Origin of the sequence: Fundidesulfovibrio agrisoli (genome assembly GCF_022808715.1) — a bacterium.
GTDB lineage: Bacteria > Desulfobacterota > Desulfovibrionia > Desulfovibrionales > Desulfovibrionaceae > Fundidesulfovibrio > Fundidesulfovibrio agrisoli.
Map to the genome: position 1 here is coordinate 1 of NZ_JAKZKX010000026.1, position 23,362 is coordinate 23,362.

Sequence of the window (23,362 nt, forward strand, 5' to 3'; positions counted from 1 at the left end):
GGGCCGGCCCAGGAGGAGATTCTTCCGATATGTCGGCTTGCGCCGTCCCGCGCGGTCCTGGCAGGGAGACTCCAACAAGCCAACTCGCCGTATCTCGCCATAATAATATGGGATTCCAAAGGGAGGAACTCCCTTTGGCGGGGTTCAGGGGCAGGGCCCCTGGCCGCCGGAGGCGTCATTCGGCCCGCGCTTGCGAGCCGGGCGTCGCTTCCGTACACTCGGGATACGGCTCCCCTCCCGGCCGCAACCGCCTCCCGCAGGTGCCACCGCCATGCTCATCCTGAACCATGACGATCCTAGGCCGCTCTACGTCCAGATCTACGCGCAGGTACGCGAACGCGTGCTCACCGGGAAGCTCCCCGCCGAGGCCAGGCTCCCCTCGGCCAGGGATATGGCCGCCGAACTGGGCGTCAGCCGCAACACGGTGGAGAGCGCCTACCAGGAACTGCTGGCCGAAGGCTACATCCACACCAAAGCACGCAGCGGCTACTTCGTCTCGACCATCGGGCACGAGGTCCCGCCCGCGCCGCCGCAGCGAACCGCCATGCCCTCAAGGGTTCCCCGTACCCGCTACACTTTCGATTTCCATCCGGCCGGGCTTGACCCTGTCAGCTTTCCCGCCTCAGTGTGGCGCAAATACTATCTGGAACACCTGCGCATGGATGAACCCCTGCTGGCCCGCTACGGCGACCCGCAGGGCGACCCTGCCCTGCGCGCAAGCCTGCGGGACTACCTGGAGCGTTCGCGGGGCGTGGCCTGCGGCATCGAACACATTGTGATCTGCTCCGGATTGCAGCACAGCCTGGACATGGTGGCCCAACTGCTGCGGGGCAGGTGCATGGCTCTGGCCACGGAGGACCCCGGCTACCCCCTGCCCCGGGAGGTCTTCGCCAACCACGGCTACGAGGTCGTCCCCACGCCGGTGGGGCCGGGCGGCCTGGACCTCGCAGCCCTGGAAGCAAGCACGTGCGACATCGCCTACATCACGCCCTCGCACCAGTTCCCCCTGGGCGAGGTGATGCCCATCGCCAACCGGCTGCGGCTCATCGAATGGGCGCGCCAAGGCAGGTTCATCATCGAGGACGACTACGACAGCGAGCTGCGTTACCAGGGCAAGCCCATACCGTCCCTGCAAGGGCTGCGGCCGGACGGCAACATCATCTACACGGGCACTTTCTCCAAGATACTCTCCCCGGCCCTGCGCCTGAGCTACATGGTCCTGCCTCCTTCGCTGCTGGCCGAGTACCATCGGCGCTTCCTCTTCCATCTGCCCGGCGCGGCGCTGCCGGAACAGAGAACCCTGGCGGCCTTCATGGACAACGGCCATCTGGAGCGCCACCTGCGGCGCATGCGCGCGGTCTACAGAAAGAAGCGCCAGGCCCTGACGGCGGCGTTGGCCCGGCACTTCGGCCCCAAGGCGGAGGTCATCGGGCAGGAGGCCGGGCTGCACGTGGTGGTGCGCCTTATGGGCGAGCCGCGCGGTGAGGCGGAGCGGACCAAGCTGGCCGAGGCCTCGGGCATCCGCCTGCTGCCTTTCTCCATCGCTCACGCCGACGGACGCCCCGCCGACGAATTCCTGCTCCTGGGCTTCGGGGCCATGACCCCGGAGCAATTGGACCAGGGCGTGCGGCTGCTGTTCGATATCAGCTACGGCCCGGAGCCCCGCTCGCACTAAATGGGAAAGCCCGGCGCGGCCACATGGGCCGCACCGGGCGCAGAAAACGGGAAACGTGGGGAGGACGGTTCTATAGCGAGCCGGGGGTCCCCATGGCGCTACAGGGTCTGCTCGATCTCGGTGACGGTGACCACCAGGGCGGCCCTGGCCCACTTGAACTTGCTCACGGCCTCGAAGTCGTGGCCCCCGGTCACGAATTTCGCCGATCCCTTCACCAGGAAGCCCGTTCCGGGGCCGTTGCGCCCCTTCACCTTGCGGCTGCCCAGCGTCAGGAGCACGCGTTCATTCACGGCCACGTTGGCCTCGGTCTTGTTCATGCCCCCCACCGGAATCACCAGGCGCTCGTTGTCGAAGAGCTGCAGGTAGCTGTTCCAGGTGTTGACCATGTGCGGGCCGTCGTCGCCCAGGGTGGCGATGGCCACCACGCCTTCGTTCTTCATGACCTCGCGCAGGATTTCGAGGATGTTTTCGGGTATCATGGCTGGTTCTCCTTGGGGTCGGTGTTCACGGCGCGGATGAACGCGCCATGTTGGGAGACTTAGCCATCAATCGGACGGGACAACAGGGCCAGTTGAAGAAAAAAACAGGGGGCCAGACGAAAGGCCTATTTCGCTTTCAGGCTCTTGCGGCGGGTGGGAATCTCGATGCCGTATTTCTGGATCTTGTAGTTGAGCGCCCGGCGGCTGACGCCCAGCAGCGGCGCGGCGTCCTTCTGCACCCAATCGGACTTCTCCAGGGCGCGGATGATGGCCTGCTTCTCGCTCTCGTCCAGGGAGAGCGCTCCGGACTCCTGGTGGGCCTTGGCGCTGGGGAACACCTGCAGGTCCTCCGGCTGGAGCACGCCGTCGCGGCAGAGCACGATGCCCGCCTCCACGGCGTTCTTGAGCTCGCGGATGTTGCCCGGCCAGGCGTACTCCATCATGAAGGCCATGGTCTCAGGGGGCAGGCGCACCGGGTCCAGGCCTTGGCTGGCGGTGAAATCGGCGGCGAAGTGCTGGGCCAGGAGGGGGATGTCCTCCTTGCGCTCGCGCAGGGGGGGCACGTTGATGGTCACCACGCGCAGGCGGTAGTAGAGGTCCTCGCGGAAGGTACCCTCGGCCACGTCCTGGGCCAGGTCGGCGTTGGTGGCCGCGATGACCCGGCAGTCCACGGCGATCTCCTTGGTGTCGCCGATGCGCCGGATCTTCCTGTTCTCCAGGAAGCGCAGCAGGCGAACCTGCATCTCCTGCGAGATGTTGCCGATCTCGTCCAGGAACAGCGTGCCCTTGTGGGCCTCCTCGATGAGGCCCTTCTTGTCGCGCACGGCGTGCGTGAAGGAGCCCTTCACATGGCCGAAAAGTTCGGATTCCAGCAGGCTGGCCGGGGTTGAGCCGCAGTCCACGATGACCAGGGGATGATCGCGCCGGGGGCTCAGGGCGTGCAGCAGGTGGGCGATGCGCTCCTTGCCGGTGCCGGATTCGCCCAACAGCAGCACGTTGACGTCGCGCGGGGCCACCTTCTCCACCATCTGGGCCATCTCGCGCATGCGCGGGGAGTTGGTCTGCCACATGCCCCCGTCCGGGCCGGAAGGGGTCGGCGAAACGGCGGGCGCCGCGGGCTTGCGTGCGGCGGGCTTGGCCTGGGCCTGTTGCAGCTCCTGGGCCTGGCCCAGCACCTTGCTGACCTTGTCCAGCAGCTCGCGGCCCTCGAAGGGCTTGGTCAGGTAGTCCACCGCGCCGCTCTTGATGGCCTTCACCGCGTCCTGGATGGAGCCGTAGGCAGTGAGGAAGATCAGCGGCATGCCTGGGGAGGATTTCTCCAGCCGGGCCTGAAGCTCCAGCCCGTTCAACCCGGGCATGCGGATGTCGGAGATGACCAGGTCCACCGGGCGTTCGGCCAGAATGTCCAGCGCCTCCTGCCCGTCGGCGGCCAGGATGACGTCGTACCCGGCCGAGGTGAGGCGCACCTCCAGGACTTCCTGAATGTGCGGGTCGTCGTCGGCGACGAGGATGGTTTTGCCAGCTTGCTGTACGGACATGCCTATTGAGCCGTCATCTTCTTCTTTTCCTGGATCTCGCGGTGGATCGCCTCCAGGGCCTTGATCTGCTTCTGCAGCAGCAATACCTCTTTCTCCTTTTCCTGCAAGCGCCTTGAGAGCTCCTGCTCGCCGACGGAGGCCTTGGCCGCGGGGGCGGGCTGCTTGGGTTCGCGCTGCGGGGCGAAGAGCTTGGCGTTCATCAGGAAAGGCGTGAGCATCCTGGGGTCGGCCTGATCGACGTTGCCGCCGGAGGAATGCTCCCATTCCTGCCAGACGGCGCGGGCGGCCTTGAAATCCTCGGCGTTCTCGGCCCCGGCCAGGCGGGCGCAGGCCAGGCCGAACAGGGCCTTGGAGCGCATGGCCTGATCCTCCACACGGCGGGCCATGGCATCGAACAAGGCCGCGCTGGCGCGGTAGTTGCCGCTCCAGAAGGCCTGGAGCCCTTCGGTATAGGCGGTCTCCGCATCCAGGCTTTCCAGGGTCTCGGGGCTGGGCACGGCCTGCAGGGAGGGCTCCGGCGCGGGTTGCGGAACCTGCTTGGGCGTGCAGCCCGTGGCGGCCATGCCGAGCGCCGCCGCCAGGGCGGCCGCTGCCAGCCAGCGTTTCCGGTTGGTTGGTTGCGAATGCATCTTACGGATTCTCCCTGGAGATGGGTATGGTGAAAAAGAACGTGCTGCCCCGCCCGGGCCTGGAGTTGAGCCAGATCTTGCCGCCGTGGGCCTCCACGATGTTCTTGGCGATGGAGAGGCCCAGGCCGATGCCGTCGGCGGACTTCTTGAGCTTCTCGCCCCGGTAGTACTTGTTGAACACCAGGGGCTGCTCCCCCTCGGGGATGCCCGGCCCGGAATCCACCACCGAGAACAGCAGCTGGTTGCCGCCGTCCGCCAGTTGGAGCGAGGCCTCCACCGTGGATCCCGCCGGGGAGAACTTCACGGCGTTGCCGATCAGGTTCAGCAGGGCCTGGCGCAGATGCTCCACGTCGGCGGTCACCGAGGGCACGTCGGGCAGGGCGTGGGCGTTGATGGTGATCTTCTTGGCCTCGGCCGCGGGCATGGCCTTGTCCACGGTCTCCTGGAGCAGGTGCACCGGGTCCATGGGCTTGAAGCTCAGGTTGATGAAGCGCGAGGACATGCTGGAAACCTGCATCAGCCTCGCCAGCAGCTTGGAGATGCGCTCCAGCTCGGAGGAGGCGATGTCCAGGAAGCGCTTCTGGCGGTCGCTGACCTCGCCCAGCACCTGCTCGCGCATCAGGTTCACGGACTCGCGGATGGAGGTGAGCGGGGTGCGGATCTCGTGGCTCAACATGTCGATGAAGTCCGTGCGCATCATCTCCTCCTCCTTGAGGCGCGCGGTCATCTCGTTGAAGGCCTGGGCCAGCTCGCCCAGCTCGTCGCGTGAGATGACCCGCACGGAGGTGAGCTTGCCGTCCAGGGTGAAGGCCCTGATGCCGCGCCGCAGCTCGCGCAGGGGGCGCACCAGCGAATAGGTGAGGTAGGCGCTCCCCATGAGGGCCACGGCCATGAGGATGCCCAGGCCGATCATGCCCGCGCGCACGGAGCGCTCGCTCCAGGCGTAGAGCTCGCGCATGCTGGATTCGATGAAGCGCTCGTTCTCCTGCTTGGCCGAGGCGATGGTGGTCAGCCAGGCGTTGAGCTTCTCCTGCGGCACCCAGGGCGGCTCGGACTTGAGCAGCTCCGCCGGGTCGCCCAGGTTGGGGAAGGTCTCGCGGTAGTCGTCCTGCAGCCTGGTCCACACGTCGGAGCCGGGGTAGCTGAACCACTGGATGGAGCCCAGGTTGCGCCTGTACTCCTTGAAGGCGGAGAGGAAATATTCCTTGTAGTTGTCCTGGCGCAGAACCTCGTACTTCTTCTGGTTCTCCTCGATGGCCAGCAGGTTGTCCACCATGGACTGCGAGATGGAGATGACCTCGAAGCGCACCTTAACCACCTCGCGGGAGATGTTCACGATGCCCTTCTGGTAGTCGAAGATGTTGGAGGTCGTGAAAAAGATGATCACCAGGATGCTGGCGAATACGAGTATCAGCTTGAAGAGCAAGCCGATGCGGAAGATGCGGGGTCTGCTGGGGAAACGCATGGTCTGGTCGGGTCCACCCTGTTGGCGGGGGGTTCTTTACACCCAGGCGTGCCGGGGGGCAATCACTTGGCGCCGAAAAGTTCGCGCTCGAACTCGTGGGGGCGGCGCAGGTTGGGGATGGAGAGCTTCTGGCCCGAGCCCGTCACGATGCTCACCTTGCCGTAGTTGAGGAGCGAACCGAGGAGCCCGGTGTGGGCGCACACGGATTCGATCCGATGCAGATCAACCGAGAACACGGAGCCCCAGAGCACGTCCTGCTGGATCATGCGTTTGGGAGTGACGATCACCTTGTTGCTGAAAAAGCCGAGCAGGCGCATGAGGCCCATGAGCGCGAGCACGGCCGCCGTGGTGTAGCAGGCCCCCTTCACGGACCAGGAGATCACCGGGGGCAGAATCTTCTTGAGGTCTTCCGGCGGGTTGAACTGGGTGACGCTCAGCAGGTAGGGCAGGTTCTGCATCACGGCGTAGGCCAGGGCGAAATAGATGGCAGCCTTGAGAAACACGGCCCAGTGCTTCTTGGTCTGGTAGAGAATGTCCTCGTTTTCGGCCAGAAGGCGTCGCGTGTTCATTGGGGCTCCTGCTGCGGCATGCGCCGGTCTTGTCCGAAGCCAGGGCTGTAGCCCATTGAGGCCGCCGGTGTAAAGGAATGCGGGCGCTTGAACGAAATCGGCCGGCCCGCCCTTCTCTTTTTGGGCATCGGGAGTTATGATATTTCCATTGAGCCTTGATAGGAGTTTCAAATGCAGGACGCCATCATCTTCTTCGTGGTGATCGTGGGCGTGGTGCTCGTGCTGAACATGCTGTTCCCCAACCTCAAGGGCAGGGGCGGCTGAGTGCCCCGCGTGGAGGACTTCGGTCTGGAGTCCGACGGAAAGAGCAAGAAGAAATCATGCAAGTAGGGCCACGAACCAGGCCCCCGCGCACATGATCGCCGCCGCCAATCCCAGCCAGGGGGAGAGGCGGCGGTCCACGTTTCCGGTGGCGCGCAGCCACCAGGCGTAGGCCGCACCCAGCAGGAAGCCCGTGCCGAAGCCGAAGAAGTGGCCCATGAGGTCGATCTTGCGTGCCTCGTCCTCGTCGCCCACTCCCAGAAATGCCAGGATCATCAGCCCCGCCGCGAAGGGCAGCGCCCGCCGCCAGCGCAGCGCCCGCCCCAGGCGCACCAGCCTGACGCCCGCCAGGGCCCCCAGGGCCGCGAACACCGCCGTGGACGCGCCCAGAAAGGTATAGCCGGGATCATTGAAGGGAATCTTGGCCAGGTTGGCCAGCGCCCCGGCGGCCACGGCCAGCCACCAGGCCCCGCCGAGGCCCACCTCCTTGGCCAGCAGCAGCAGGAAGGTGCCGCCCAGGCCCACGTTGCCGATCAGGTGGGCGATGTCCGCGTGCAGGGTCAGCGAGGTCACGGCCCGCCAGAGCTGGCCCTGTGCCATGAGCCGGGTGTCGCCCAGGCCGCGCCCGTGCCAGTCCAGCTCGAAGGCCCCCAGGGAGTGCTGCGCCCCGGTGAGCGTGAGGAACACCGTGACGACGGAGAGGCTCCAGATCACGCCGGGCAGCTCCCCCCAGGAGAAGCCGGGCTTGCGCAGGTCGCGCAGCTCTATGGGCTGGGGCGGGTTCTCCACGGCGAAGGCGCGCAGCTCGGCCACGGCCTCCTCCTCCCGGGAGGGCGGCACGAGCAGGCGCATGCCCGGCCAGCCCTGGCGGATGCGACAGGGGATGCCCGCGGCCATGAGCGTCAGGGACCACTGGTGGGCCATGTCCGGCGTGAGCTCCGAAAGCCCCAGTTCATCGAGTACGGGGGCGGCGGCGTCGGGCCAGGGGCTCGGGCGCAGGGGTGGGCTTGGGTGCATGGTGCTTCCTGGCGTAATTGCCGCTTTGCGGCGGGGTGCAACTTTGCTAGACGTTGGTCCGGCAATCCATCCGATCAATCGAGGCATCCAATGGCCAGACAGGAACAGATATATTCGTTTTTTCTACTCGGCATCCTGGCGGTGTCGCTCTACTTCGCCTTCCAGGTGCTCACGCCCTTCCTGCACAACATCCTCATCGCCATCATCCTGGCGTCGCTGTTCCACCCCCTGCAGGGAAGGCTGAACAAGGACCTCAAGGGCCGCAAAACCCTCGCGGCCCTGATCTCCACGCTGACGGTCACCCTGGTGATCGTGCTGCCCACCCTGTTCTTCCTGGGCGCGCTGCTCGGCCAGGCCGCCGTCTCCATCGGGGCGCTGCAGAACTGGCTCAAGGGCGCGCACCTCTCCACCTGGCTCAGCAGCGAGACGTTCACGCCCTACATCACCTGGGTCAACGAGCACTTCCCCTGGCTGGAGATCGACCTGAACAAGCTGAACCTGCAGGGCAGCCTGCTGGACCTCTCGCGCAGGCTCGGCCAGATGATGATCGACTCCGGCACGAAGATCCTGGGCAACTTCATCGGCATCGGCCTCGATTTCGCCATCATGCTCTTCGTGCTGTTCTTCCTCTTCCGCGACGGCGACGCCATGCTGGTGCAACTCAAGCACCTCTCGCCCCTGCACGACAGCCAGGAGGACCGCATCCTGCGCCGCATGCGCGACGTGGCCCGCTCCGTGGTGGTGGGCAGCTTCCTGGTGGCCGTGTGCCAGGGCGTGGCGGGCGGCATAGGGCTTTACATCGTGGGCATCCCGGCCCTGTTCTGGGGGGCCATGATGGGCTTCGCGTCCCTGATTCCCGTGGTGGGCACGCTGCTCATCTGGGGCCCGGCCGCGATCTACCTGCTCATCGTGGGGGACTGGAAGGGCGCGCTCATCCTCACGGGCTGGGGCGCCGTCATCGTCTCCGGCATCGACTCCGTGGTGCGCCCGCTCTTGATGCAGGGCCAGGCCCAGATGTCCACCTTCTGGGTGTTCCTCTCCATCATCGGGGGCATCAAGTACTTCGGCCCACTCGGCATCCTCTACGGCCCCATGATCCTGGCGCTGGCCATGGTCATGCTGACCATCTACGCCGACGAGTACCACGAGGTGCTCGACGCCAAGTGCCACAACCCCGAGGCGCCGGACACCGACATCTGAGCCGGCGCCCTAAGCACCGGCTAGCTGCCCGTCGAAACTGCCGACTCCTGCAGCCTGTTCAAAAAACTCGCTGGCAAGGCGCGAGAAAAAGTCAAGGCCGAAGCGTATTGGGCATACGTGAGGGTTTGACTTTTTGCAGCAACGCAGCCAGCGGGGATTTTGGGGCAGGCTGCTAATTCCCGGGGGCCCATTCCTTGCGCAGTTCGTCCAGAATCTCGTTGGCCTCGGGCACCTGCTTGCGCTGCATGGCCCATACGCGCAGGGCCTTGTTCACGGGGATGTGCTTGTTGGCCGGGTCCTTGTAGAAGGCGTCCATGCCCTCCACGAACTCCTTGAGGGAGAGCCCGAAGAAATAGCGGCTGGTGTTGTACTCGTAGGTGGTGCGGGTCTTCTCCACGCAGGGCTGGTCGGGCTTGTAGAGCGCAACGCTGCCCCGGGAGAGCACCGGCTGGGAGAAGTCCCCCCCGGTGACCACGCCGTCGAGCACGCCGGTCAGGTAGGCGTATTTCCAGATGTCGTTCTGCTGGGTCCAATAGGCTCCGTCGCGTTCCTGGGCGAGGGCGGGCGAAGCGGCAAGCAGCAGGGCGCAAACGAGGGTCAGGATCAGGCGCATGGAGGTCCTCCGGCGGAATGTGTGCTTGGAAAGCGATGCGTAGGTATCAGCCCCGTCACCCGCTGGCAACAAGGGAGGCGGAGCCCGGCTTGCGGCAGGCCATCCTGCCCATGAACCGGGGCGGATCGTCCAGTTCGCCCTCGAAACTCTCCAGGATTTCCCAACCCCGGAACCAGGCCCCCAGCTCGCCGCGCCGCAGCAGATGGGCGGGGTTGCGGGGCTTGCCGAAAACCTCCTGCCCCTCCAGGTAGGTCTCCATCACGAACAGGCCGCCAGGGGCCAGGCAGGCCTTGAGCCCCTCCATGAGCGGCCTGTGCAGGTAGCGGAACACCAGCACCACGCCGTAGCTCCCGGGCTCGAACGCGGGCGGAGGGTCCGTCTCCAGGTCGAGCTGGCTGAAGCGCACGTTGGCGGGCCAGACGCCCCGCTCCAGGCCCTCGCGGGCCAGGCCGGAAACATCCACCAGGTGCACCGTCGCCCCGGAGACCGCCAGGTACAGCCCGTTGCGGCCGTCCCCGCAGGCCACGTCCAGCACGGGGCCCAGGCGCGCGGCGTCCAGGGCCGCATCGCGCCAGCGCACAAGCAGTTCCGCCGCCTTCGTGGCCATCATCTACCTGCAGCCCGCCAGGGTTTTCTTGGGCCCGGCCCGGCGGGGAACGCCTACCGTCACGGCGTAGAGCATCCCCACCCCGGGAGGCAGGCCCAGCACGTCGGCTGCTTCGCCGTCGTAGAAGGCCCCCACCCCGCAGGCCCCGAGCCCCAGGGACTCGGCCGCCAGATAGAGCCTGTGCCCCAGGCGGCCCGCCCCGATGAGCGCCGCGCGGTAGCCCCTTGGTCCCAGGGTTTCCTCCAGGGCGGGCAGGTCCGCCAGGAAGACCACCTGCAGGGCCGCGTCGCGCATCCAGTGCTGGTCCAGGCAGATTCCGGCCATGGCCGGCCCCATGTTGCCGTCGCGCACTTCGGCCGCGCGCAGCGCGGTGCGGTTGAGCAGGAAGAACCCGGGCAAGGCCAGGAAGCCCGCCAGGCAGGCGTTCTCGCAGGGGTGCCCGCTCGGGTGCAGGGGCGCGCCCAGGACCTCGATCACCTGCCCCAGGGCCCCGTCGGGCAGGCGGTCATGCGAGTAGGCCCGGCGGGAGCGGCGCAGGGCCATGGCCCGGAAGAGGTCCGTGGCGGGGGCGGTGTCGGGCAGGGGCGGCAGGTCCTGCCAGTTCAGGCCCTGGCCCAGGTGCGAGGCCTCGGGGCGGGGCATGCCCTCGCCCTGCCGGAAGCGCTCCATGCACAGGCCGTGCACGGATGCCAACTGGGCGGGGAGGGTGTCCGCTCCGCCGGCTCTGCTCCAGGCGGCGGCTCCAGCGGGGAGCGGCCCGGGTTCGGCCAAGCCGTCCGCATCGCGGCAGGCGGCCCGAAGCACGGCCAGGCAGCCCTCGCGGGCGGGGTCCACGCCCAGGAACCCGTTCACGGCGCGGTCGTCGAAATCCAGCTCCACCGAGGCGTCCACCTCGTGGGCGGCCAGACCCAGGGCAAGCCCCTCCACCACGTGTCCCGTGTCCAGGTTCAGGTAGCGGTAGGCCCTGGCGCGGTATTTCCAGGCGCTGCGGAAGAAAATCGAGCTCACGAAGAAGAGGGCCTCGCCCGCCTCCCCCGGCAGACCGAGGCTGGCGGGCGTTGTGTTGCCCGGGCGCAGCAGGGTCAGGCCGTGGCCCGCGACGCCGTAGTGGTAGAGCCCCTGCCCAAGCCCCGCGCCTCCGGGCCATTGCACATAGATTTCACACGGATAAAGAGCCCCTGCCGAGGGGCAGGCGCGGTAGAACATCATGCCGCCGCGATGCGGGCAGGAGCGCGTGAGCCCGGCGGCATGGAACAGCACGGCGGAGAGCGCGTCGAGGTCTAATGTCCGGGAGGCGTGGGTCCGGGAGGCGCGACTGCGGCCCAAGGCGCTCCAGAGGGTCGCTTGGGGCAGCCCGGCGTCGCGGTTCAGGGGAAGCGGGGGCAGATCCCCGTAGGTCTTGAAGGTCGAGGGTTCGTTGTCCCAGTCCAGCCCAAGGCCGGAGAGGCGTCCCCTGCCGTAGGAGACTGCGTTGTGGTACTCCGTTGCGGAGCTCACCATGCCACGGCCCGGAGCAGGTCGATTCCGGTGTAGAGCTGGCAGATGGCCAGCAGCACGGCCAGGGTGTTGCCCACGGCGTGCACCAGGCCCAGGCGGGTGCCCGGTTTCTTCTCGCGGTCCAGCCGGACGCCGGTGGCCAAGCCGGAGACCGCCAGCGCGCCGATAACCAGGGCCAACTTGCCGTGGAGGCCCGTGGTGAAGGGGGCGGTCCAGACCAGCCAGGTGGTGCTGAGGCCTGTGACCAGGCCCAGGAGCATGCCCGCCAGGGCGATCTTGCCCAGCAGCACGTGTGTGCGCCAGGGGAACATGGCCTTGCGCCCAAGGCGCACGGAGGCGAAACGGATGGAACCCTGCCGCAGGGCCACGCAGGCCACGCCCAGGATCAGCAGCATGAAAACGGGGTGAGGATAGTTCATCAAAGCATTTCCGGGCGGCGCGGGCGGCCGGTTGCCAAGCCTCTCCGCGCCGGGTAAGGGTGATCGCCGACGGCCGCCGCGCCCAAGCGGGCGGATAACACTTCAATTCTCCTACCGTGATATCATGGGCATTGGCAACAAGACCATCTTCAAAGACGCTTCGAACCGCGTGCTGGCGGGCACACCCCTGCACGGCGGACAGCTCGACGAATTCATAGCGGCCGTGGCCGAGGCCGCGGGCGAGGAGGCCGACGCGCTGCTCGCGGCGGCCAGGCGCATCCGGCTGGAGACCCTGGGCACCGCTGTGGGCCTCTGCGCCATCGTCAACGCCAAGAGCGGGCGCTGCTCTGAGAACTGCTCCTTCTGCGCCCAGTCCGGGCATTTCAACACCAGCGCCCCGGTGCACGCCTTCCTGGAGGTCGCCCAGGTGGTCCGCGCGGCGCGAACCATGCGGGAGCGCGGGGCCACCCGTTTCGGCATCGTCACCAGCGGCCTGCGCCCCACCGGGGAGGACTTCCAACGCCTCAAGCAGTGCATCGGCGAAGTCGCCGCCCTGGGCATGGGCGCGGACACATCCTGCGGGGTGCTGACCCGCTCGGAGCTGGACGAACTCAGGGAGGCGGGCCTCAGCGCCTATCACCACAACCTAGAGACCGCGCGCAGCTTCTTCCCCCAAGTCTGCACCACCCACGACTACGAGGACGACGTGCGGGCCGTGCGCGACGCCCTGGAGGCCGGGCTCTACGTCTGCTCCGGGGGCATCTTCGGCCTGGGCGAGAGCTGGACCCAGCGCGCCGAGCTGGCCCTGACCCTGCGGGAGCTTGGCGTGCCCTCGGTGCCGGTGAACTTCCTCACGCCCATCCCGGGCACGCCAATGGGCGCGCGACAGCCCATGCAGCCCCTGGAGGCCCTCAAGACCGTGGCCCTGCTGCGCTTCCTGCTGCCGGGCGCGCAGCTTCGCGTCTGCGGCGGCCGGGACGCGGTGTTCGGCGCGGAGCGCGGCCTCGATCCGCTCGAGGCCGGAGCCAGCGGGCTCATGATCGGCGACTACCTGACCACCAAGGGCGTCCGCGTGGAAGAGGACGTGCGCAACCTCCGGGCCAAAGGCTGGGAGACCGGCGGTGATTGAGCGCCGCTTCGCGGAGGCGCTCGTGGAGTTGGAGTCGATCCACCGGCTGCGCCGCACCCGCACTTTCGACCCCGACCGGCCGGGGCTGCTCAACGCCTCCTCCAACGACTACCTGGGGCTGGCCCGCCACCCGGAATGCGCTGCGCGCGCCTGCGAATTCGCCCGAGCCTGGGGTTCCGGCTCGGCCTCCTCGCGCCTGATCTGCGGCACCCTGCCGCCCCACGAAGCCCTTGAGGGCAGGCTCGCGGCCATGAAAGGCAGCGAAACCGCCCTGGTGATGGGCTCCGGCTTCCAGACCAACGCCTCGGTCATCGCCACGCTGCTCGACGCCCAGGCCCTGGGCCAGGCCCCGCTGGTCTTCGCGGACAAGCTCAACCACGCCAGCATGCACGAGGGCTGCCGCCTGGCGGGCGTGCGCCAGATCCGCTACCGCCACCTGGATATGGGCCACCTGGAGGCACTGCTCGATAAGCACGCGGCCGAGCCCGGCCCGCGCTTCATCCTGAGCGAGACGGTTTTCTCCATGGACGGCGACAGGGCCGACGTGCCCGCCCTGGCTTCCCTGGCCGAACGCCACGGGGCCTTCCTCTACCTGGACGAGGCCCACGCCGTGGGGGTGCTCGGGCCTGGGGGCCGCGGCCTGGCCGCCGGGGTGCCCCTGGAACAGGGGCTGGTGATGGGCACCTTCAGCAAGGCCCTGGGCAGCTACGGGGCCTACGTGTGCTGCACGCGCACCGTGCGGGAGTATCTGGTCAACCGCGCGCCGGGATTCATTTTTTCCACCGCCCTGCCGCCCCCGGTGCTGGGCGCTGTGGACGCCGCCCTGGACCTGATTCCGGCCATGGACGCCCAGCGCGACCGCCTCTCGGCCTGCTCGGAGCGCCTGCGCCAAGGTCTGCGGGCCGCAGGGCTGGATACCGGCGGCTCCAGCACGCAGATCGTGCCCGTGCTGGCAGGGGAAGAAGCCCGCGCCTTGGAGGCCATGGCCGCCCTGGAGTCAGAAGGCATCCTGGCCGTGGCCGTGCGCCCGCCCACCGTGCCGCCCGGCGGCAGCAGGCTGCGCCTCTCGCTCATGGCCGCGCACACCGAGGCGGACGTGGATCGGCTCGTCGAGGCCGTCGCCCGCGCCCTTGGGGATGCACGATGAGCGCGCCCAGGCTTTTGCTGGTCCACGGCTGGGGCTTCGGCCCGGCCTTCTGGTCACCCCTGCTGGAGGCGCTGGGCGACGTGGAGTCGCACCGGCTGGACATGGGCTTCTTCGGCCCCCCGCGCCTGGAGCTGCCGCCCGGCCCCTGGGTCACAGTGGGGCACTCCCTGGGTGCGCTCTGGCTGCTGCGCGAAGCCCTGCCGCAACTCGAGGAACGCCTCACCGGCTTCGTGAGCCTTGGCGGCTTTCCCCGTTTCGACGTGCCCCCCGGCCCCACCCGCGCCATGCGCCGGGGCCTGGGCCAGGGTCCGGGCCACGGTCCGGGCAGGAACGCGGCCCTGGTGCTCAGGAATTTTTACAGCGCCTGCGGGCTCCCGGAGGAACTCCACCCGGATATCTCCAACGCGGACCCGGAGCGCCTGGCCGAAGGCCTGGACGCCCTGCTGCGCTGGGACGAGCGCGAACGGCTGGCGGGCCTGGTCGTTCCCCAACTGGCCCTGGCCGCCGAGGACGACGCTGTCGTCCCGCCCGCGCTGAGCCGGGCCAGCTTCCCTGCAGCCGAGATGGTCATGCTCCCGGACGGCGGGCACGCCTTCCCCGTCACCCGCCCCGGCATCTGCGCCCGGTACATCCGGGCCTTTCTGGAGTCGATTTGAGAGAGCCGCAGCTCCTTTCGCGCAGACGCCGCATCATCCGCGCCTTCTCCGGGGCGCGCGCCTACGACGCCAACGCCGCGGCCCAGGCCGCCATCGCTGAACGCTTGGCAGGGCTTGTGCTGGAATCCGCAGTACCGTCCGGCGCTGTGGCGCTGGACATGGGCTGCGGCACCGGCGCGCTGGCCGAACGGCTGCTCGCGGGCGGCTCGTTCAGCGGCTACCTCTGCGCGGACATATCCCCAGAGATGCTGGCCCGGGCGCGCTCGCGCCTGAACTCCCTGGGGCTGGCGGCCCGGCAGCGGACATGGTTCGCAGCCATGGACGCCGCCCGCCCCGCCCTGACCCCGCGCTTTAATCTGGCGGTCTCCAGCATGGCCCTGCACTGGGCCGCCGACCTTGGCGCGGCCCTGCGCGGCCTGTGGGAGGCCCTGCTCCCCGGGGGCAGGCTGGCCGTGGCCATCCCGGGCGAGGGCACCTTCCAGGCCTGGCGGGACGCCCACCAGCGCCTGGGCCTGCCCTGCGGGCTCCAGGATTTTCCCTCCGCCGCCCAACTGGAGGCCCAACTAGCCGCCCTGCTCCCGGAACGGGCCAGCATCACACAAGAAACTTTCCCCCTGCGCGCCGCACGCGCCGTGGATCTGCCGCGCCACCTCAAGGCCGTTGGCGCGTTCGTGCCCAGGCCCGGCCACTCGCCCTTGCCGCCTGGAGACTTCCGCGCCGTGCTGCGCGAACTGGACCGGGCCATGCGCCAGGGGGCCGCAATCGAATACCGCGCGCTCTTCGCCCTGGCGGACAAGCCCGCCTGACACGAGGCCACCCATGAAAGGATATTTCGTCACCGGAACGGACACCGACGCGGGCAAGACCGTGCTCTCGGCGCTTCTGTGCATGGCCCTTGGGGCCGACTACTTCAAGCCGTACCAGACCGGCCAGGCGGTCCAAGCCAGCCAAGCGGGCGGCGACGCCGATACCGCCACGGTTGCCCGGCTGGCAAAGCTGGGGCCGGAGCGGCTGCACCCGCCCGCCGTGATTCTGCCGGACCCGCTCTCCCCGGCGCAGGCCGCCGCGCGGGCGGGGATCACGCTGGACATCGCCGCCGTCGGATTGCCGGATACGCCGCGCCCGCTGATAGTCGAAGGCGCGGGCGGCGCGCTGGTGCCCATCGCCCTCGGGCAGGACATGGCCGCGCTCATGGCCCGCCTGGGCCTGCCCGTGATCGTGGCGGCGCGCTCCGGCCTGGGCACGGTGAACCACACCCTGCTCACCCTGGAGGCCCTGCGCCTGCGCGGGCTCACGGTGGCGGGCGTGGCCCTCTCCGGCCCGCCCAACCCGGAGAACCGCCGCGACATCGAACGCCTGGGCAACGCGCCCGTCATCATCGAAATTCCCCGCCTTGAGCCGCTCGATCACGGCTCGCTCAAGGCCCTGCTGCCCGCGCTCTCCCTTCCCGGCGTGACCGGCGACACCACCCAGGACGTGCTCCGGTGGGACCGCGAGCACGTCTGGCATCCCTTCACCCAGGCCAAGACGGCCCCCGTGCCCATCCACCTGGCGCGCGCCAGCGGGGCGGACCTGGTGGCGGCCGACGGCAGGCGCTTCGTGGATATGGTATCCTCCTGGTGGGTTTGCGCCCACGGGCACGCCCACCCGGACGTGGCCCGCGCCGTGGCCCGGCAGGCCGCCACCCTGGAGCAGGCCCTGTTCGCCGAGTTCACCCACGAGCCCGCCGCGCGCCTGGCCCGCAGGCTGGCCGAGTTGCTGCCCGGCGACCTGGAGCGCGTTTTTTATTCCGACAACGGCTCCACGGCGGTGGAGGTGGCCCTGAAGATGGCCCACCAGTACTGGCGCAACCAGGGCCGCCTGGAACGCACCCGCATCGCCGCCTTCGAGGGGGCCTACCACGGCGACACGGTGGGGGCCATGTCCGTGGGGCGCACCAGCGGCTTCTTCAGCCACTTCGAGCCCCTGACGTTCGGGGTGGACTTCCTGCCTTACCCCTCCACCTGGCTGGCCGACCCGGATGCGGAGCAGAAGCTGTCCCAGGCCCTGGCCGTGCTGGAGAACTACTTCAGTGTGCACCACGGCACCGTGGCCGCCGTGATCCTGGAGCCGCTGGTGCAGGGGGCCTCGGGCATGCGCATGGCCCCGCCCGCCTTCGTGAAGGCCGTGGCGGACATGGCCCGCAAGGCCGGGGCCCTGGTTATCCTCGACGAGGTGATGACGGGCTTCGGGCGCACCGGGACCATGTTCGCCTGCGAGCAGGCCCAGGCCCGGGCGGACATCGTCTGCCTGGCCAAGGGGCTCACGGCGGGCTTCCTGCCCATGGCCGCCACCGTGGCCAGCACCGCCGTGTACGAGGGCTTCCTGGGCGAGACCTTCCACCGCGCCCTGGCCCACGGGCACTCCTTCACGGCCAACCCCCTGGGCTGCGCCGCCGCCCTGGCCGGGCTCGAACTCTTCGACCGGGAGGACACCCTGGGCCGCATCGCCCGGCAGCAGGCCGTGCACCGCGAGCGCCTGGAGGCTCTGTTGGAGCACCCCAAGCTCGTGCGGCACCGCACCCTGGGCTGCATCGGCGCGGTGGACGTCACCGGGCGCGGCGAGGGCTACGACGTGGACACCGGGCGCAGGCTCAAGGCCTTCTACATGGAGCGCGGCTTCTTCGTGCGCCCCATGGGCGACGTGTTCTACTTCCTGCCGCCCTCCTGCGTGACGCCGCAGCAGCTCCACGACGCCTACGATCTGCTGCCGCAGGCTTTGGAACACTGCCTTTAGAACGCACAAAGCCCCCGGAGCACGCCCGCCCGGATGGCCGCAGTGCGCCGCCGGCGGCTGTTGCCTCTAAAATATGAAAAGCCCCCGGGGCGCGGCGCGCTCCGGGGGCTTTGTGATGAGATCGTATCGACCCGCTTCAGCAGCGGTCGCAATCCTTCCCGCCGCTGAACGCGCCCCACAGAGCCACGAGCCCTAGGAGCAGGATGAGCCCGTCCCGCACCAGGGTCTCCTTGCTGACGGCCTGCCCCGCGCCGCCGAAGCAGCCGCAGGTCACGTCCAATCCCCGAACCATGGCCCAGCCCATGAGCGCCATGAACACCGCCATGAGCACGTTCAGCACCACGGCCGCGCCGCGCGCCAGCGTCCCCACGCACAGGGCCAGGCCGCAGACAACCTCCAGCGCGGGCAGCAGCATGGCCGCGCCGTAGACCATCTTGGCTGGGAGCACCTGATAATTGAATATCACGGCGGCGAAGGCCTGGGCGTCCATGACCTTCTCCGCCCCGGCGTAGACGAACAGTGCGCCGAACACCAACCGGCTGAGCGTGAACACGGCGCGCATCAGTTGCCCCCCTCCACCGGCCCGCCAGCTGCGGTCCAGCCTTCCATGCCTTCGGGCATCACGGCCAGGGCGGTGAAGCCCATCTGCTTGAAGCCTTCGGCCAGATCCTTGCTCTTGGGGCAGCTGATGCCGCCGCAGTAGAACAGCAGGGGCTTGTCCTTGGGGAAGGCCCGGGCGGCGGCGTCCAGCCCGGTGAGCAGAACCTCGGCGGAGATGTTCACCGCGCCCGGAATGTGCCCCGCGGCGAACTCGTCCGGCTCGCGGGCGTCCACGAACACCCAGGACCCGGCCTTCAGCGCCTCCATGGCCTGGGCGGGGGTGAGCACCTCCAGCCCCTTCCTGGCGGCTTCCTGTACTTTTACGGCCTTGTAGTCACCCCACCAGGGCAGGGGCTGCGGCCTGGCGACGTTGACAACCCAGGCGGCCATGATTGATATGACTGTGAGAACAACGACATCCGGCCACCAGGGGCGGCGCGCTTGCTGCAACATGCTATGCCTCGCTGTAAGTGCTTGCGGCCCCCTGCCTAGAGGAAAACGTGCGGAAACTCAACGCCCTGCTGGACTACTTCAAGTTCGTCCTACGCCATACCTTCGGAGGATCATCCATGGCCGAGAGCGCCACTGCCCCCAGAGACGTGGACCCTGAAACCGTGCGCTCCATCCTGGCCAACACCCCGCCGGGCGGGGTGACCGTCCTGGATGTGCGCCAGCCCTGGGAATACGAGCAGTTCCACCTGCCCGGAGCCACGCTCCTGCCGCTTGGCGAGCTCGAGGAGCGCATGGGCACCGTCCCCACGGACAAGCCCCTGATCGTCTATTGCCACTCCGGACGGCGCAGCGCGGCGGCGGCCTCCCTGCTGGCCGGGCACGGCCACCCCGGCGTGATGAACATGCTGGGCGGCGTCATGGCCTGGACCGGGGCCACCGCGGTGGGCGCCCCGCAGACCGGGCTGCAGCATTACCGGGGCGACGAGACCCCGGAGGAGATCCTGGCCCTGGCCTACGCCATGGAGGCGGGCCTGGGCGAGTTCTACGAGTGTCTGGCCTCCACGGCCGCCACTCCCGAGCTGGCCGAAACCTTCTCCCGGCTGGCCGGCTTCGAGGACAAGCACAAGCTCATGGTCTACCACCTCTACAAGCGGCTCCACCCCGAGAGCGCGGGCGTGGAGGACCTGGCGGCCAAGGCTGCCGGGGGTGCCACGGGCAAGGTGCTGGAGGGCGGGCGCAGCGGCGAGGAGATCCTGGCGGACGCCAAGACATTGGACGGGGCGCATCCCGCGCTGGAGCTGGCCATGGGCGTCGAGGCCCAGGCCATGGACCTGTACATGCGCCAGGCCGCCCTGGCCGCAAATGACGAAGCCCGTGCGGCCCTGCTGGATCTGGCCAAAGAGGAACGCACGCACCTGCGCTCCCTGGCGGTGCTCATGGACAAGCTCGGCCCGGCATCGGAGGCCGCGCCCGCCTAGGAGGGCGCCCTGACCCAGGCCCGGGCCCAGGCCCGGAAACAAACGAAACAACAGCGCGGCATCCGCAGCGCGCGAACCAACCACGAGGTTTTACTTATGGCTCCGGTCAATTTCTTCATGAACATCCTGTGGCTCCTGTTCGGGGGCATCTGGATGGGGCTGGGCTGGTGCCTTGCCGGGCTGATAATGGTGGTCACCATCATCGGCATCCCCTGGGCGCGCTCCTGCTTCGTCATCGCCGGGCTGGCCTTCTGGCCTTTCGGCAAGATGATCGTGGACCGCCAGTACGTGCAGGGCTACCACGACGCGGGCACCGGCCCCCTGGGGCTTCTCGGCAACGTGCTCTGGTTCGTTTTCGCGGGCTGGTGGCTGGCCGTGGGGCACCTGAGCGCGGCGCTGGTCAACTTCATCTCAATCATCGGCATCCCCTTCGGCATCCAGCACCTCAAGCTGGCGCTCATCTCCCTGGCCCCTGTGGGCAAAACGGTGGTGAACAAGCCGGAATGCGGGGTCTGCCAGTAGACCCTGGAACCCAAGGAGAAACAGCCATGAAACGCATCGTGCCCATGATCGTTCTCGCGGCCCTGGTGGCGGCCCCCGAAACAGGGGTGGCCAAGAAGGACAAGGACTTCCAGGGCGGCCCTCCCGGCAGCGTGCTCATGGAGCCCCTGCCCCCGGGGCAGGCCAAGAAGCAGGGCGGCGGCCCCCCGCCCTGGGCGCCGGCGCACGGCTACCGCGCCAAGCAGCAGTACCGCTACTACCCGCGCTACAACCTCTACCAGGACCCGGCCTCGGGGCTGTTCTTCAGCTTCCAGGGAGGGTCGTGGATCAAGGGCGGGCTGCCCGGCGGCGTTCCGCCCGGGCATCTGGGCAAGGGCTACATGATCCAGGGCGACCCGGACGCGCCCTACAAGGGTAACGACGTCCACATGAAGAAGTACAAGGTGAAATAGGCCACGCGCACAAAACAAGGGCGGCTGAAAAGCCGCCCTTTTTCATGGTGCCTCGTCCAGCGCGCGATGGCCTGGCAGCGGCAAGCGTTTCGGGATTACCGGTCCGCCTGGCGGGTTACCTCACGCAGGCCAGCAGATACTCCTGGTTGCCCTTGGGGCCCTTGATGGCGGCGGGCTCCACGCCCAGCACGTGCAGCCCCAGCTCCCGCGCGGCGTTTTCCACCATCTGCACGGCAAGCAGGCGCAGGCTTTCGTCGCGCACCACGCCCTTCACGGTCTGCCCAGGCCCCACCTCGAACTGGGGTTTGATGAGCGCCACCACGCGCCCGCCGAGCTTCACGAACCCGGTCACGGCGGGCAGCACCTTGGTCAGCGAGATGAAGGACACGTCGATCACCGCGATGTCCACCTGTTCCGGGATCAAGTCCGGCGTTGCGGTGCGGAAGTTCACGCCCTCCATGCTCACCACGCGCGGGTCGGCGCGCAGCTTCTCGTGCAGCTGGCAGGTGCCCACGTCCACGGCGTAGACCTTGGCCGCGCCGTGCTGGAGCAGGCAGTCCGTGAAGCCCCCGGTGGAGGCCCCCACGTCCAGGGCCACGGCCCCGCTCACGTCCAGCCCGAAGTGCTCGAGCGCGGTGAGCAGCTTGTAGGCCCCGCGGCTGACGAAGCGCTCCGGCTCCGCCAGGGAGAGCTCCGCGCCGGCGGGCAGCATGCGTCCGGGTTTGTCCAACAGTTCGCGCCTGCCGCTTACGGTCTGATAGACCTGCCCGGCCATGACCAGGCGCTTGGCCCGCTCGCGGCTCTCGGCCAGGCCCTGGTCCACCAGGAGCTGATCCGCCCTGAATTTGGGGTTCGCCATGTTTTAGCCCGCCAGACCGGGCCGGGTTGATGGTTCGCGCGCCAAGACGGCGCGCCTGGGGTGTTTCACGTATTGTCGGGCGAGGTCAAGATGTCCGGCTCCCCGCCCGGCTTGCTCGGCCCTGCGGTCCACGTACTGCGGAGCCCCCTCCTTCTGTTGGCGGGATTTATCCGTGTGGACGGGAGTGGGCCCTCCCACAGAGCGAAACAGGCTCGATGAACGGGGATATCCCGTTCTTGGGGGGCGTCCCCCATGCCCCGGCGTGCAACAAAAGAGCCCCGGCTTGGCCGGGGCTCTCATCGATCTAGCGTGTCGGAATCCGCCGCAGGCCACGTCTCGGCCTGTGACGGCGCGGCCTAGTTCTTCCCGGCCAGGCCCAGGCGGGCCACCACCTTCTCGGCGGCCTTCACGGTGTACTCCTCGGGGGTCAGGGCGGCCTTCTCCTCCGGGGTGATGACCAGCTCGGGCTTGTTCACCAGCCCGGGCTTGGGGGTCACGCCGTATTCGGCCGGGAACGAATTCGTGAAGTACATCTCCTGGAAGCCTGAGAACTTCAGGCTGTGGGCGGTGGCGTCCAGGATGGCCAGCTCCGAGGTTTCGATGAGCCCGGCCTCCTTGGCGCGGATCAGGCCCGCCAGGCATTCGCCGCCCTGGGTGCAGCTGATGTGCCCGTGGCGGTTGGCCAGGAGCATGGCGTCCATGATCTCCTGCTCCTCAACCTGGATCACCTGGAAGGAACCGGGGCCGCCGATCTTCTCGTACTGCTCCGCAAAGTACTTCACGCGCGGGAAGGAGACCGGGTTGCCGATCATGGCGGCCTGGGCAACGCTTGGGATGACCTTCACGGGCTCGTAGGCGCGCTTGGCCGGGTCGGGCTCGCGATAGAAGCGGAACACCGGGTCCGCGTGGGCGGACTGCACGCCGAAGATGCGCGGCAGCGAGGGGATCACGCCCAGGCGCTGCAGCTTGAGGAAGCCGCTCATGACGGCGGTGATGTTGCCCGCGTTGCCCACCGGCACGAACACGGCCTTGCGGTAGGTGTCCCAGTCGTACCACTGGGCCACCTCGAAGGCGTAGGACTCCTGGCCCAGGATGCGCCAGGCGTTCTTGGAGTTGAGCAGGGCCACGCGGTAGTTGTCCGCCAGGTGCTCAACCACCTTCATGCAGTCGTCGAACACGCCGGGCACCTCCAGCACGATGGCCCCGCTGCCCAGGGGTTGCGAGAGCTGCGCGGGCGTGACCTTGCCCTGTGGCAGGATGACCACCGAGGTGAGCGGGTGCCCCACGTAGGCCGCGTACTGCGCGGCGGCGGCGGAGGTGTCGCCCGTGGAGGCGCAGACGGTGAGCACGCTGTCCCAGTTCTTTTCGCGCACCAGCGACTTCAGGAAGCTGAAGGCGCAGGCCATGCCGCGATCCTTGAAGGAGGCCGAGGGGTTCTGGCCGTCGTTCTTGAAGGCCATGGGCGTGCCCAGGATCTTGGAGAGCGCGGGGCTGGCCTCGATGACCGGGGTGTTGCCCTCGCCCAGGTAGACGATGTCCTGCGGTTCGAGGATGGGGGCCATCAGCTCGTAGAAGCGGAAGATGCCGCGCAGGGAAGTGGTCTTGGTGGCGGCGCGCTTGTCGAACAGCGACTTCCAGTACACGGGCGGGTTCTCCGCCAGGGAGTCGAACCAGGTGTCCTCCAGCAGGAACACGCCGCCGCACCTGGGGCAGGTGTAGTGGAGCTCGCCGATGTCGAAGCGCTCCTCGCAGCCGAGGCAGAAATATTCCATGTTTCCGCGATACGTGGGGAAATCGTTGGTCATGTCGCTTCCTTCTGTTTCCGGCTCAGGCCGGGGGCTTGG

At 68.3% G+C, this 23,362-nt stretch carries 24 protein-coding genes; 10 read left to right on the forward strand and 14 right to left on the reverse strand.

From position 1 onward, the window contains the following. Positions 1-271 precede the first annotated feature (271 nt). Positions 272-1,675 carry a MocR-like pyridoxine biosynthesis transcription factor PdxR gene (pdxR, locus tag MLE27_RS15250; RefSeq protein WP_243313004.1) on the forward strand — a complete coding sequence of 468 codons (1,404 nt, stop codon included), beginning with the start codon at positions 272-274 and terminating at the stop codon, positions 1,673-1,675. 98 nt (positions 1,676-1,773) lie between these two features. On the opposite strand, the gene MLE27_RS15255 is transcribed toward pdxR, so the two are convergent. From MLE27_RS15255 to MLE27_RS15280, 6 genes are all read right to left on the reverse strand, one after another. After that, positions 1,774-2,154 carry a pyridoxamine 5'-phosphate oxidase family protein gene (locus MLE27_RS15255; protein ID WP_243313006.1) on the reverse strand — a complete coding sequence of 127 codons (381 nt, stop codon included), beginning with the start codon at positions 2,152-2,154 and terminating at the stop codon, positions 1,774-1,776. Positions 2,155-2,279: 125 nt separating this feature from the next. Beyond that, positions 2,280-3,692 (reverse strand): sigma-54-dependent transcriptional regulator, encoded by a 1,413-nt coding sequence (locus MLE27_RS15260; RefSeq protein ID WP_243313008.1) that lies wholly within the window; start codon positions 3,690-3,692, stop codon positions 2,280-2,282. 2 nt (positions 3,693-3,694) lie between these two features. After that, positions 3,695-4,321, reverse strand: a complete 627-nt coding sequence (locus tag MLE27_RS15265) for a hypothetical protein (protein WP_243313010.1) — start codon at positions 4,319-4,321, stop codon at positions 3,695-3,697. A 1-nt stretch (position 4,322) separates the two neighbouring features. Then, positions 4,323-5,786 carry a sensor histidine kinase gene (locus tag MLE27_RS15270; protein ID WP_243313012.1) on the reverse strand — a complete coding sequence of 488 codons (1,464 nt, stop codon included), beginning with the start codon at positions 5,784-5,786 and terminating at the stop codon, positions 4,323-4,325. 62 nt (positions 5,787-5,848) lie between these two features. Then, entirely contained in the window at positions 5,849-6,355 is a 507-nt protein-coding gene (locus MLE27_RS15275) for a YdbT family protein (RefSeq protein ID WP_243313014.1), read from the reverse strand. A gap of 318 nt (positions 6,356-6,673) precedes the next feature. Continuing rightward, positions 6,674-7,633: a rhomboid family intramembrane serine protease gene (locus MLE27_RS15280; protein ID WP_243313017.1), complete on the reverse strand. Its 960-nt coding sequence runs from the start codon at positions 7,631-7,633 to the stop codon at positions 6,674-6,676. A 90-nt stretch (positions 7,634-7,723) separates the two neighbouring features. Here MLE27_RS15280 and MLE27_RS15285 point away from each other — a divergent pair, with 90 nt between their 5' ends. Then, on the forward strand, positions 7,724-8,833 hold the full coding sequence (locus MLE27_RS15285) for an AI-2E family transporter (RefSeq protein WP_243313019.1): 1,110 nt from the start codon (positions 7,724-7,726) through the stop codon (positions 8,831-8,833). A gap of 172 nt (positions 8,834-9,005) precedes the next feature. Here MLE27_RS15285 and MLE27_RS15290 read toward each other — a convergent pair whose 3' ends face one another. From MLE27_RS15290 to MLE27_RS15305, 4 genes are read right to left on the reverse strand one after another with little or no spacing between them, the layout of a single operon-like run. Further along, entirely contained in the window at positions 9,006-9,446 is a 441-nt protein-coding gene (locus MLE27_RS15290; RefSeq protein WP_243313020.1) for a hypothetical protein, read from the reverse strand. Positions 9,447-9,501: 55 nt separating this feature from the next. After that, positions 9,502-10,053, reverse strand: coding sequence for a class I SAM-dependent methyltransferase (locus MLE27_RS15295; protein ID WP_243313022.1), 552 nt, complete (start codon positions 10,051-10,053; stop codon positions 9,502-9,504). A 3-nt stretch (positions 10,054-10,056) separates the two neighbouring features. After that, on the reverse strand, positions 10,057-11,553 hold the full coding sequence (locus MLE27_RS15300) for a SagB family peptide dehydrogenase (RefSeq protein ID WP_243313024.1): 1,497 nt from the start codon (positions 11,551-11,553) through the stop codon (positions 10,057-10,059). After that, positions 11,547-11,969 (reverse strand): cytochrome b family protein, encoded by a 423-nt coding sequence (locus MLE27_RS15305; protein ID WP_243313026.1) that lies wholly within the window; start codon positions 11,967-11,969, stop codon positions 11,547-11,549. The genes MLE27_RS15300 and MLE27_RS15305 overlap by 7 nt, the downstream gene beginning before the upstream one ends. A 124-nt stretch (positions 11,970-12,093) precedes the next feature. Between MLE27_RS15305 and bioB the strand changes: the two genes are divergently transcribed. From bioB to bioA, 5 genes are read left to right on the forward strand one after another with little or no spacing between them, the layout of a single operon-like run. Continuing rightward, entirely contained in the window at positions 12,094-13,098 is a 1,005-nt protein-coding gene (bioB, locus tag MLE27_RS15310) for a biotin synthase BioB (RefSeq protein ID WP_243313027.1), read from the forward strand. Beyond that, entirely contained in the window at positions 13,091-14,245 is a 1,155-nt protein-coding gene (locus MLE27_RS15315) for an aminotransferase class I/II-fold pyridoxal phosphate-dependent enzyme (protein WP_243313029.1), read from the forward strand. The genes bioB and MLE27_RS15315 overlap by 8 nt, the downstream gene beginning before the upstream one ends. Continuing rightward, complete coding sequence (locus tag MLE27_RS15320; protein ID WP_243313031.1) at positions 14,242-14,901, forward strand: alpha/beta fold hydrolase; 660 nt, start codon at positions 14,242-14,244, stop codon at positions 14,899-14,901. Before MLE27_RS15315 ends, MLE27_RS15320 begins: the two co-directional genes overlap by 4 nt. Beyond that, the gene (locus MLE27_RS15325; RefSeq protein WP_243313032.1) at positions 14,898-15,707 is read left to right on the forward strand and encodes a methyltransferase; all 810 of its coding nucleotides are present in this window, start codon (positions 14,898-14,900) and stop codon (positions 15,705-15,707) included. The genes MLE27_RS15320 and MLE27_RS15325 overlap by 4 nt, the downstream gene beginning before the upstream one ends. A gap of 13 nt (positions 15,708-15,720) precedes the next feature. Further along, positions 15,721-17,676, forward strand: a complete 1,956-nt coding sequence (bioA, locus tag MLE27_RS15330; protein WP_243313034.1) for an adenosylmethionine--8-amino-7-oxononanoate transaminase — start codon at positions 15,721-15,723, stop codon at positions 17,674-17,676. A gap of 136 nt (positions 17,677-17,812) precedes the next feature. Here the strand turns inward: bioA and MLE27_RS15335 are convergent, their stop codons facing one another. Together MLE27_RS15335 and MLE27_RS15340 are read right to left on the reverse strand one after the other, a co-directional pair. Further along, positions 17,813-18,238 (reverse strand): MauE/DoxX family redox-associated membrane protein, encoded by a 426-nt coding sequence (locus MLE27_RS15335; RefSeq protein WP_243313036.1) that lies wholly within the window; start codon positions 18,236-18,238, stop codon positions 17,813-17,815. Then, on the reverse strand, positions 18,238-18,666 hold the full coding sequence (locus tag MLE27_RS15340; protein WP_243313038.1) for a rhodanese-like domain-containing protein: 429 nt from the start codon (positions 18,664-18,666) through the stop codon (positions 18,238-18,240). The genes MLE27_RS15335 and MLE27_RS15340 overlap by 1 nt, the downstream gene beginning before the upstream one ends. Positions 18,667-18,776: 110 nt before the next feature. Here MLE27_RS15340 and MLE27_RS15345 point away from each other — a divergent pair, with 110 nt between their 5' ends. From MLE27_RS15345 to MLE27_RS15355, 3 genes are all read left to right on the forward strand, one after another. Beyond that, on the forward strand, positions 18,777-19,706 hold the full coding sequence (locus MLE27_RS15345) for a rhodanese-like domain-containing protein (RefSeq protein ID WP_243313040.1): 930 nt from the start codon (positions 18,777-18,779) through the stop codon (positions 19,704-19,706). Between the two features lie 96 nt (positions 19,707-19,802). Further along, positions 19,803-20,228, forward strand: a complete 426-nt coding sequence (locus tag MLE27_RS15350) for a YccF domain-containing protein (RefSeq protein ID WP_243313041.1) — start codon at positions 19,803-19,805, stop codon at positions 20,226-20,228. Positions 20,229-20,254: 26 nt separating this feature from the next. Further along, positions 20,255-20,659 (forward strand): hypothetical protein, encoded by a 405-nt coding sequence (locus tag MLE27_RS15355; protein WP_243313043.1) that lies wholly within the window; start codon positions 20,255-20,257, stop codon positions 20,657-20,659. A 115-nt stretch (positions 20,660-20,774) separates the two neighbouring features. Here the strand turns inward: MLE27_RS15355 and MLE27_RS15360 are convergent, their stop codons facing one another. Together MLE27_RS15360 and thrC are read right to left on the reverse strand one after the other, a co-directional pair. Then, positions 20,775-21,518 (reverse strand): TlyA family RNA methyltransferase, encoded by a 744-nt coding sequence (locus MLE27_RS15360; RefSeq protein ID WP_243313046.1) that lies wholly within the window; start codon positions 21,516-21,518, stop codon positions 20,775-20,777. 356 nt (positions 21,519-21,874) lie between these two features. Beyond that, positions 21,875-23,323 (reverse strand): threonine synthase, encoded by a 1,449-nt coding sequence (gene thrC / locus MLE27_RS15365; protein WP_243313047.1) that lies wholly within the window; start codon positions 23,321-23,323, stop codon positions 21,875-21,877. Positions 23,324-23,362: the final 39 nt, after the last annotated feature.

Excerpts from the sequence above, each read along its gene's own strand:
- pdxR (WP_243313004.1), top strand. The coding sequence starts at position 272 with ATGCTCATCCTGAACCATGACGATCCTAGGCCGCTCTACGTCCAGATC.
- MLE27_RS15255 (WP_243313006.1), bottom strand. The coding sequence starts at position 2,154 with ATGATACCCGAAAACATCCTCGAAATCCTGCGCGAGGTCATGAAGAAC.
- MLE27_RS15260 (WP_243313008.1), bottom strand. The coding sequence starts at position 3,692 with ATGTCCGTACAGCAAGCTGGCAAAACCATCCTCGTCGCCGACGACGAC.
- MLE27_RS15265 (WP_243313010.1), bottom strand. The coding sequence starts at position 4,321 with ATGCATTCGCAACCAACCAACCGGAAACGCTGGCTGGCAGCGGCCGCC.
- MLE27_RS15270 (WP_243313012.1), bottom strand. The coding sequence starts at position 5,786 with ATGCGTTTCCCCAGCAGACCCCGCATCTTCCGCATCGGCTTGCTCTTC.
- MLE27_RS15275 (WP_243313014.1), bottom strand. The coding sequence starts at position 6,355 with ATGAACACGCGACGCCTTCTGGCCGAAAACGAGGACATTCTCTACCAG.
- MLE27_RS15280 (WP_243313017.1), bottom strand. The coding sequence starts at position 7,633 with ATGCACCCAAGCCCACCCCTGCGCCCGAGCCCCTGGCCCGACGCCGCC.
- MLE27_RS15285 (WP_243313019.1), top strand. The coding sequence starts at position 7,724 with ATGGCCAGACAGGAACAGATATATTCGTTTTTTCTACTCGGCATCCTG.
- MLE27_RS15290 (WP_243313020.1), bottom strand. The coding sequence starts at position 9,446 with ATGCGCCTGATCCTGACCCTCGTTTGCGCCCTGCTGCTTGCCGCTTCG.
- MLE27_RS15295 (WP_243313022.1), bottom strand. The coding sequence starts at position 10,053 with ATGGCCACGAAGGCGGCGGAACTGCTTGTGCGCTGGCGCGATGCGGCC.
- MLE27_RS15300 (WP_243313024.1), bottom strand. The coding sequence starts at position 11,553 with ATGGTGAGCTCCGCAACGGAGTACCACAACGCAGTCTCCTACGGCAGG.
- MLE27_RS15305 (WP_243313026.1), bottom strand. The coding sequence starts at position 11,969 with ATGAACTATCCTCACCCCGTTTTCATGCTGCTGATCCTGGGCGTGGCC.
- bioB (WP_243313027.1), top strand. The coding sequence starts at position 12,094 with ATGGGCATTGGCAACAAGACCATCTTCAAAGACGCTTCGAACCGCGTG.
- MLE27_RS15320 (WP_243313031.1), top strand. The coding sequence starts at position 14,242 with ATGAGCGCGCCCAGGCTTTTGCTGGTCCACGGCTGGGGCTTCGGCCCG.
- bioA (WP_243313034.1), top strand. The coding sequence starts at position 15,721 with ATGAAAGGATATTTCGTCACCGGAACGGACACCGACGCGGGCAAGACC.
- MLE27_RS15335 (WP_243313036.1), bottom strand. The coding sequence starts at position 18,238 with ATGCGCGCCGTGTTCACGCTCAGCCGGTTGGTGTTCGGCGCACTGTTC.
- MLE27_RS15340 (WP_243313038.1), bottom strand. The coding sequence starts at position 18,666 with ATGGCCGCCTGGGTTGTCAACGTCGCCAGGCCGCAGCCCCTGCCCTGG.
- MLE27_RS15350 (WP_243313041.1), top strand. The coding sequence starts at position 19,803 with ATGGCTCCGGTCAATTTCTTCATGAACATCCTGTGGCTCCTGTTCGGG.
- MLE27_RS15355 (WP_243313043.1), top strand. The coding sequence starts at position 20,255 with ATGAAACGCATCGTGCCCATGATCGTTCTCGCGGCCCTGGTGGCGGCC.
- MLE27_RS15360 (WP_243313046.1), bottom strand. The coding sequence starts at position 21,518 with ATGGCGAACCCCAAATTCAGGGCGGATCAGCTCCTGGTGGACCAGGGC.
- thrC (WP_243313047.1), bottom strand. The coding sequence starts at position 23,323 with ATGACCAACGATTTCCCCACGTATCGCGGAAACATGGAATATTTCTGC.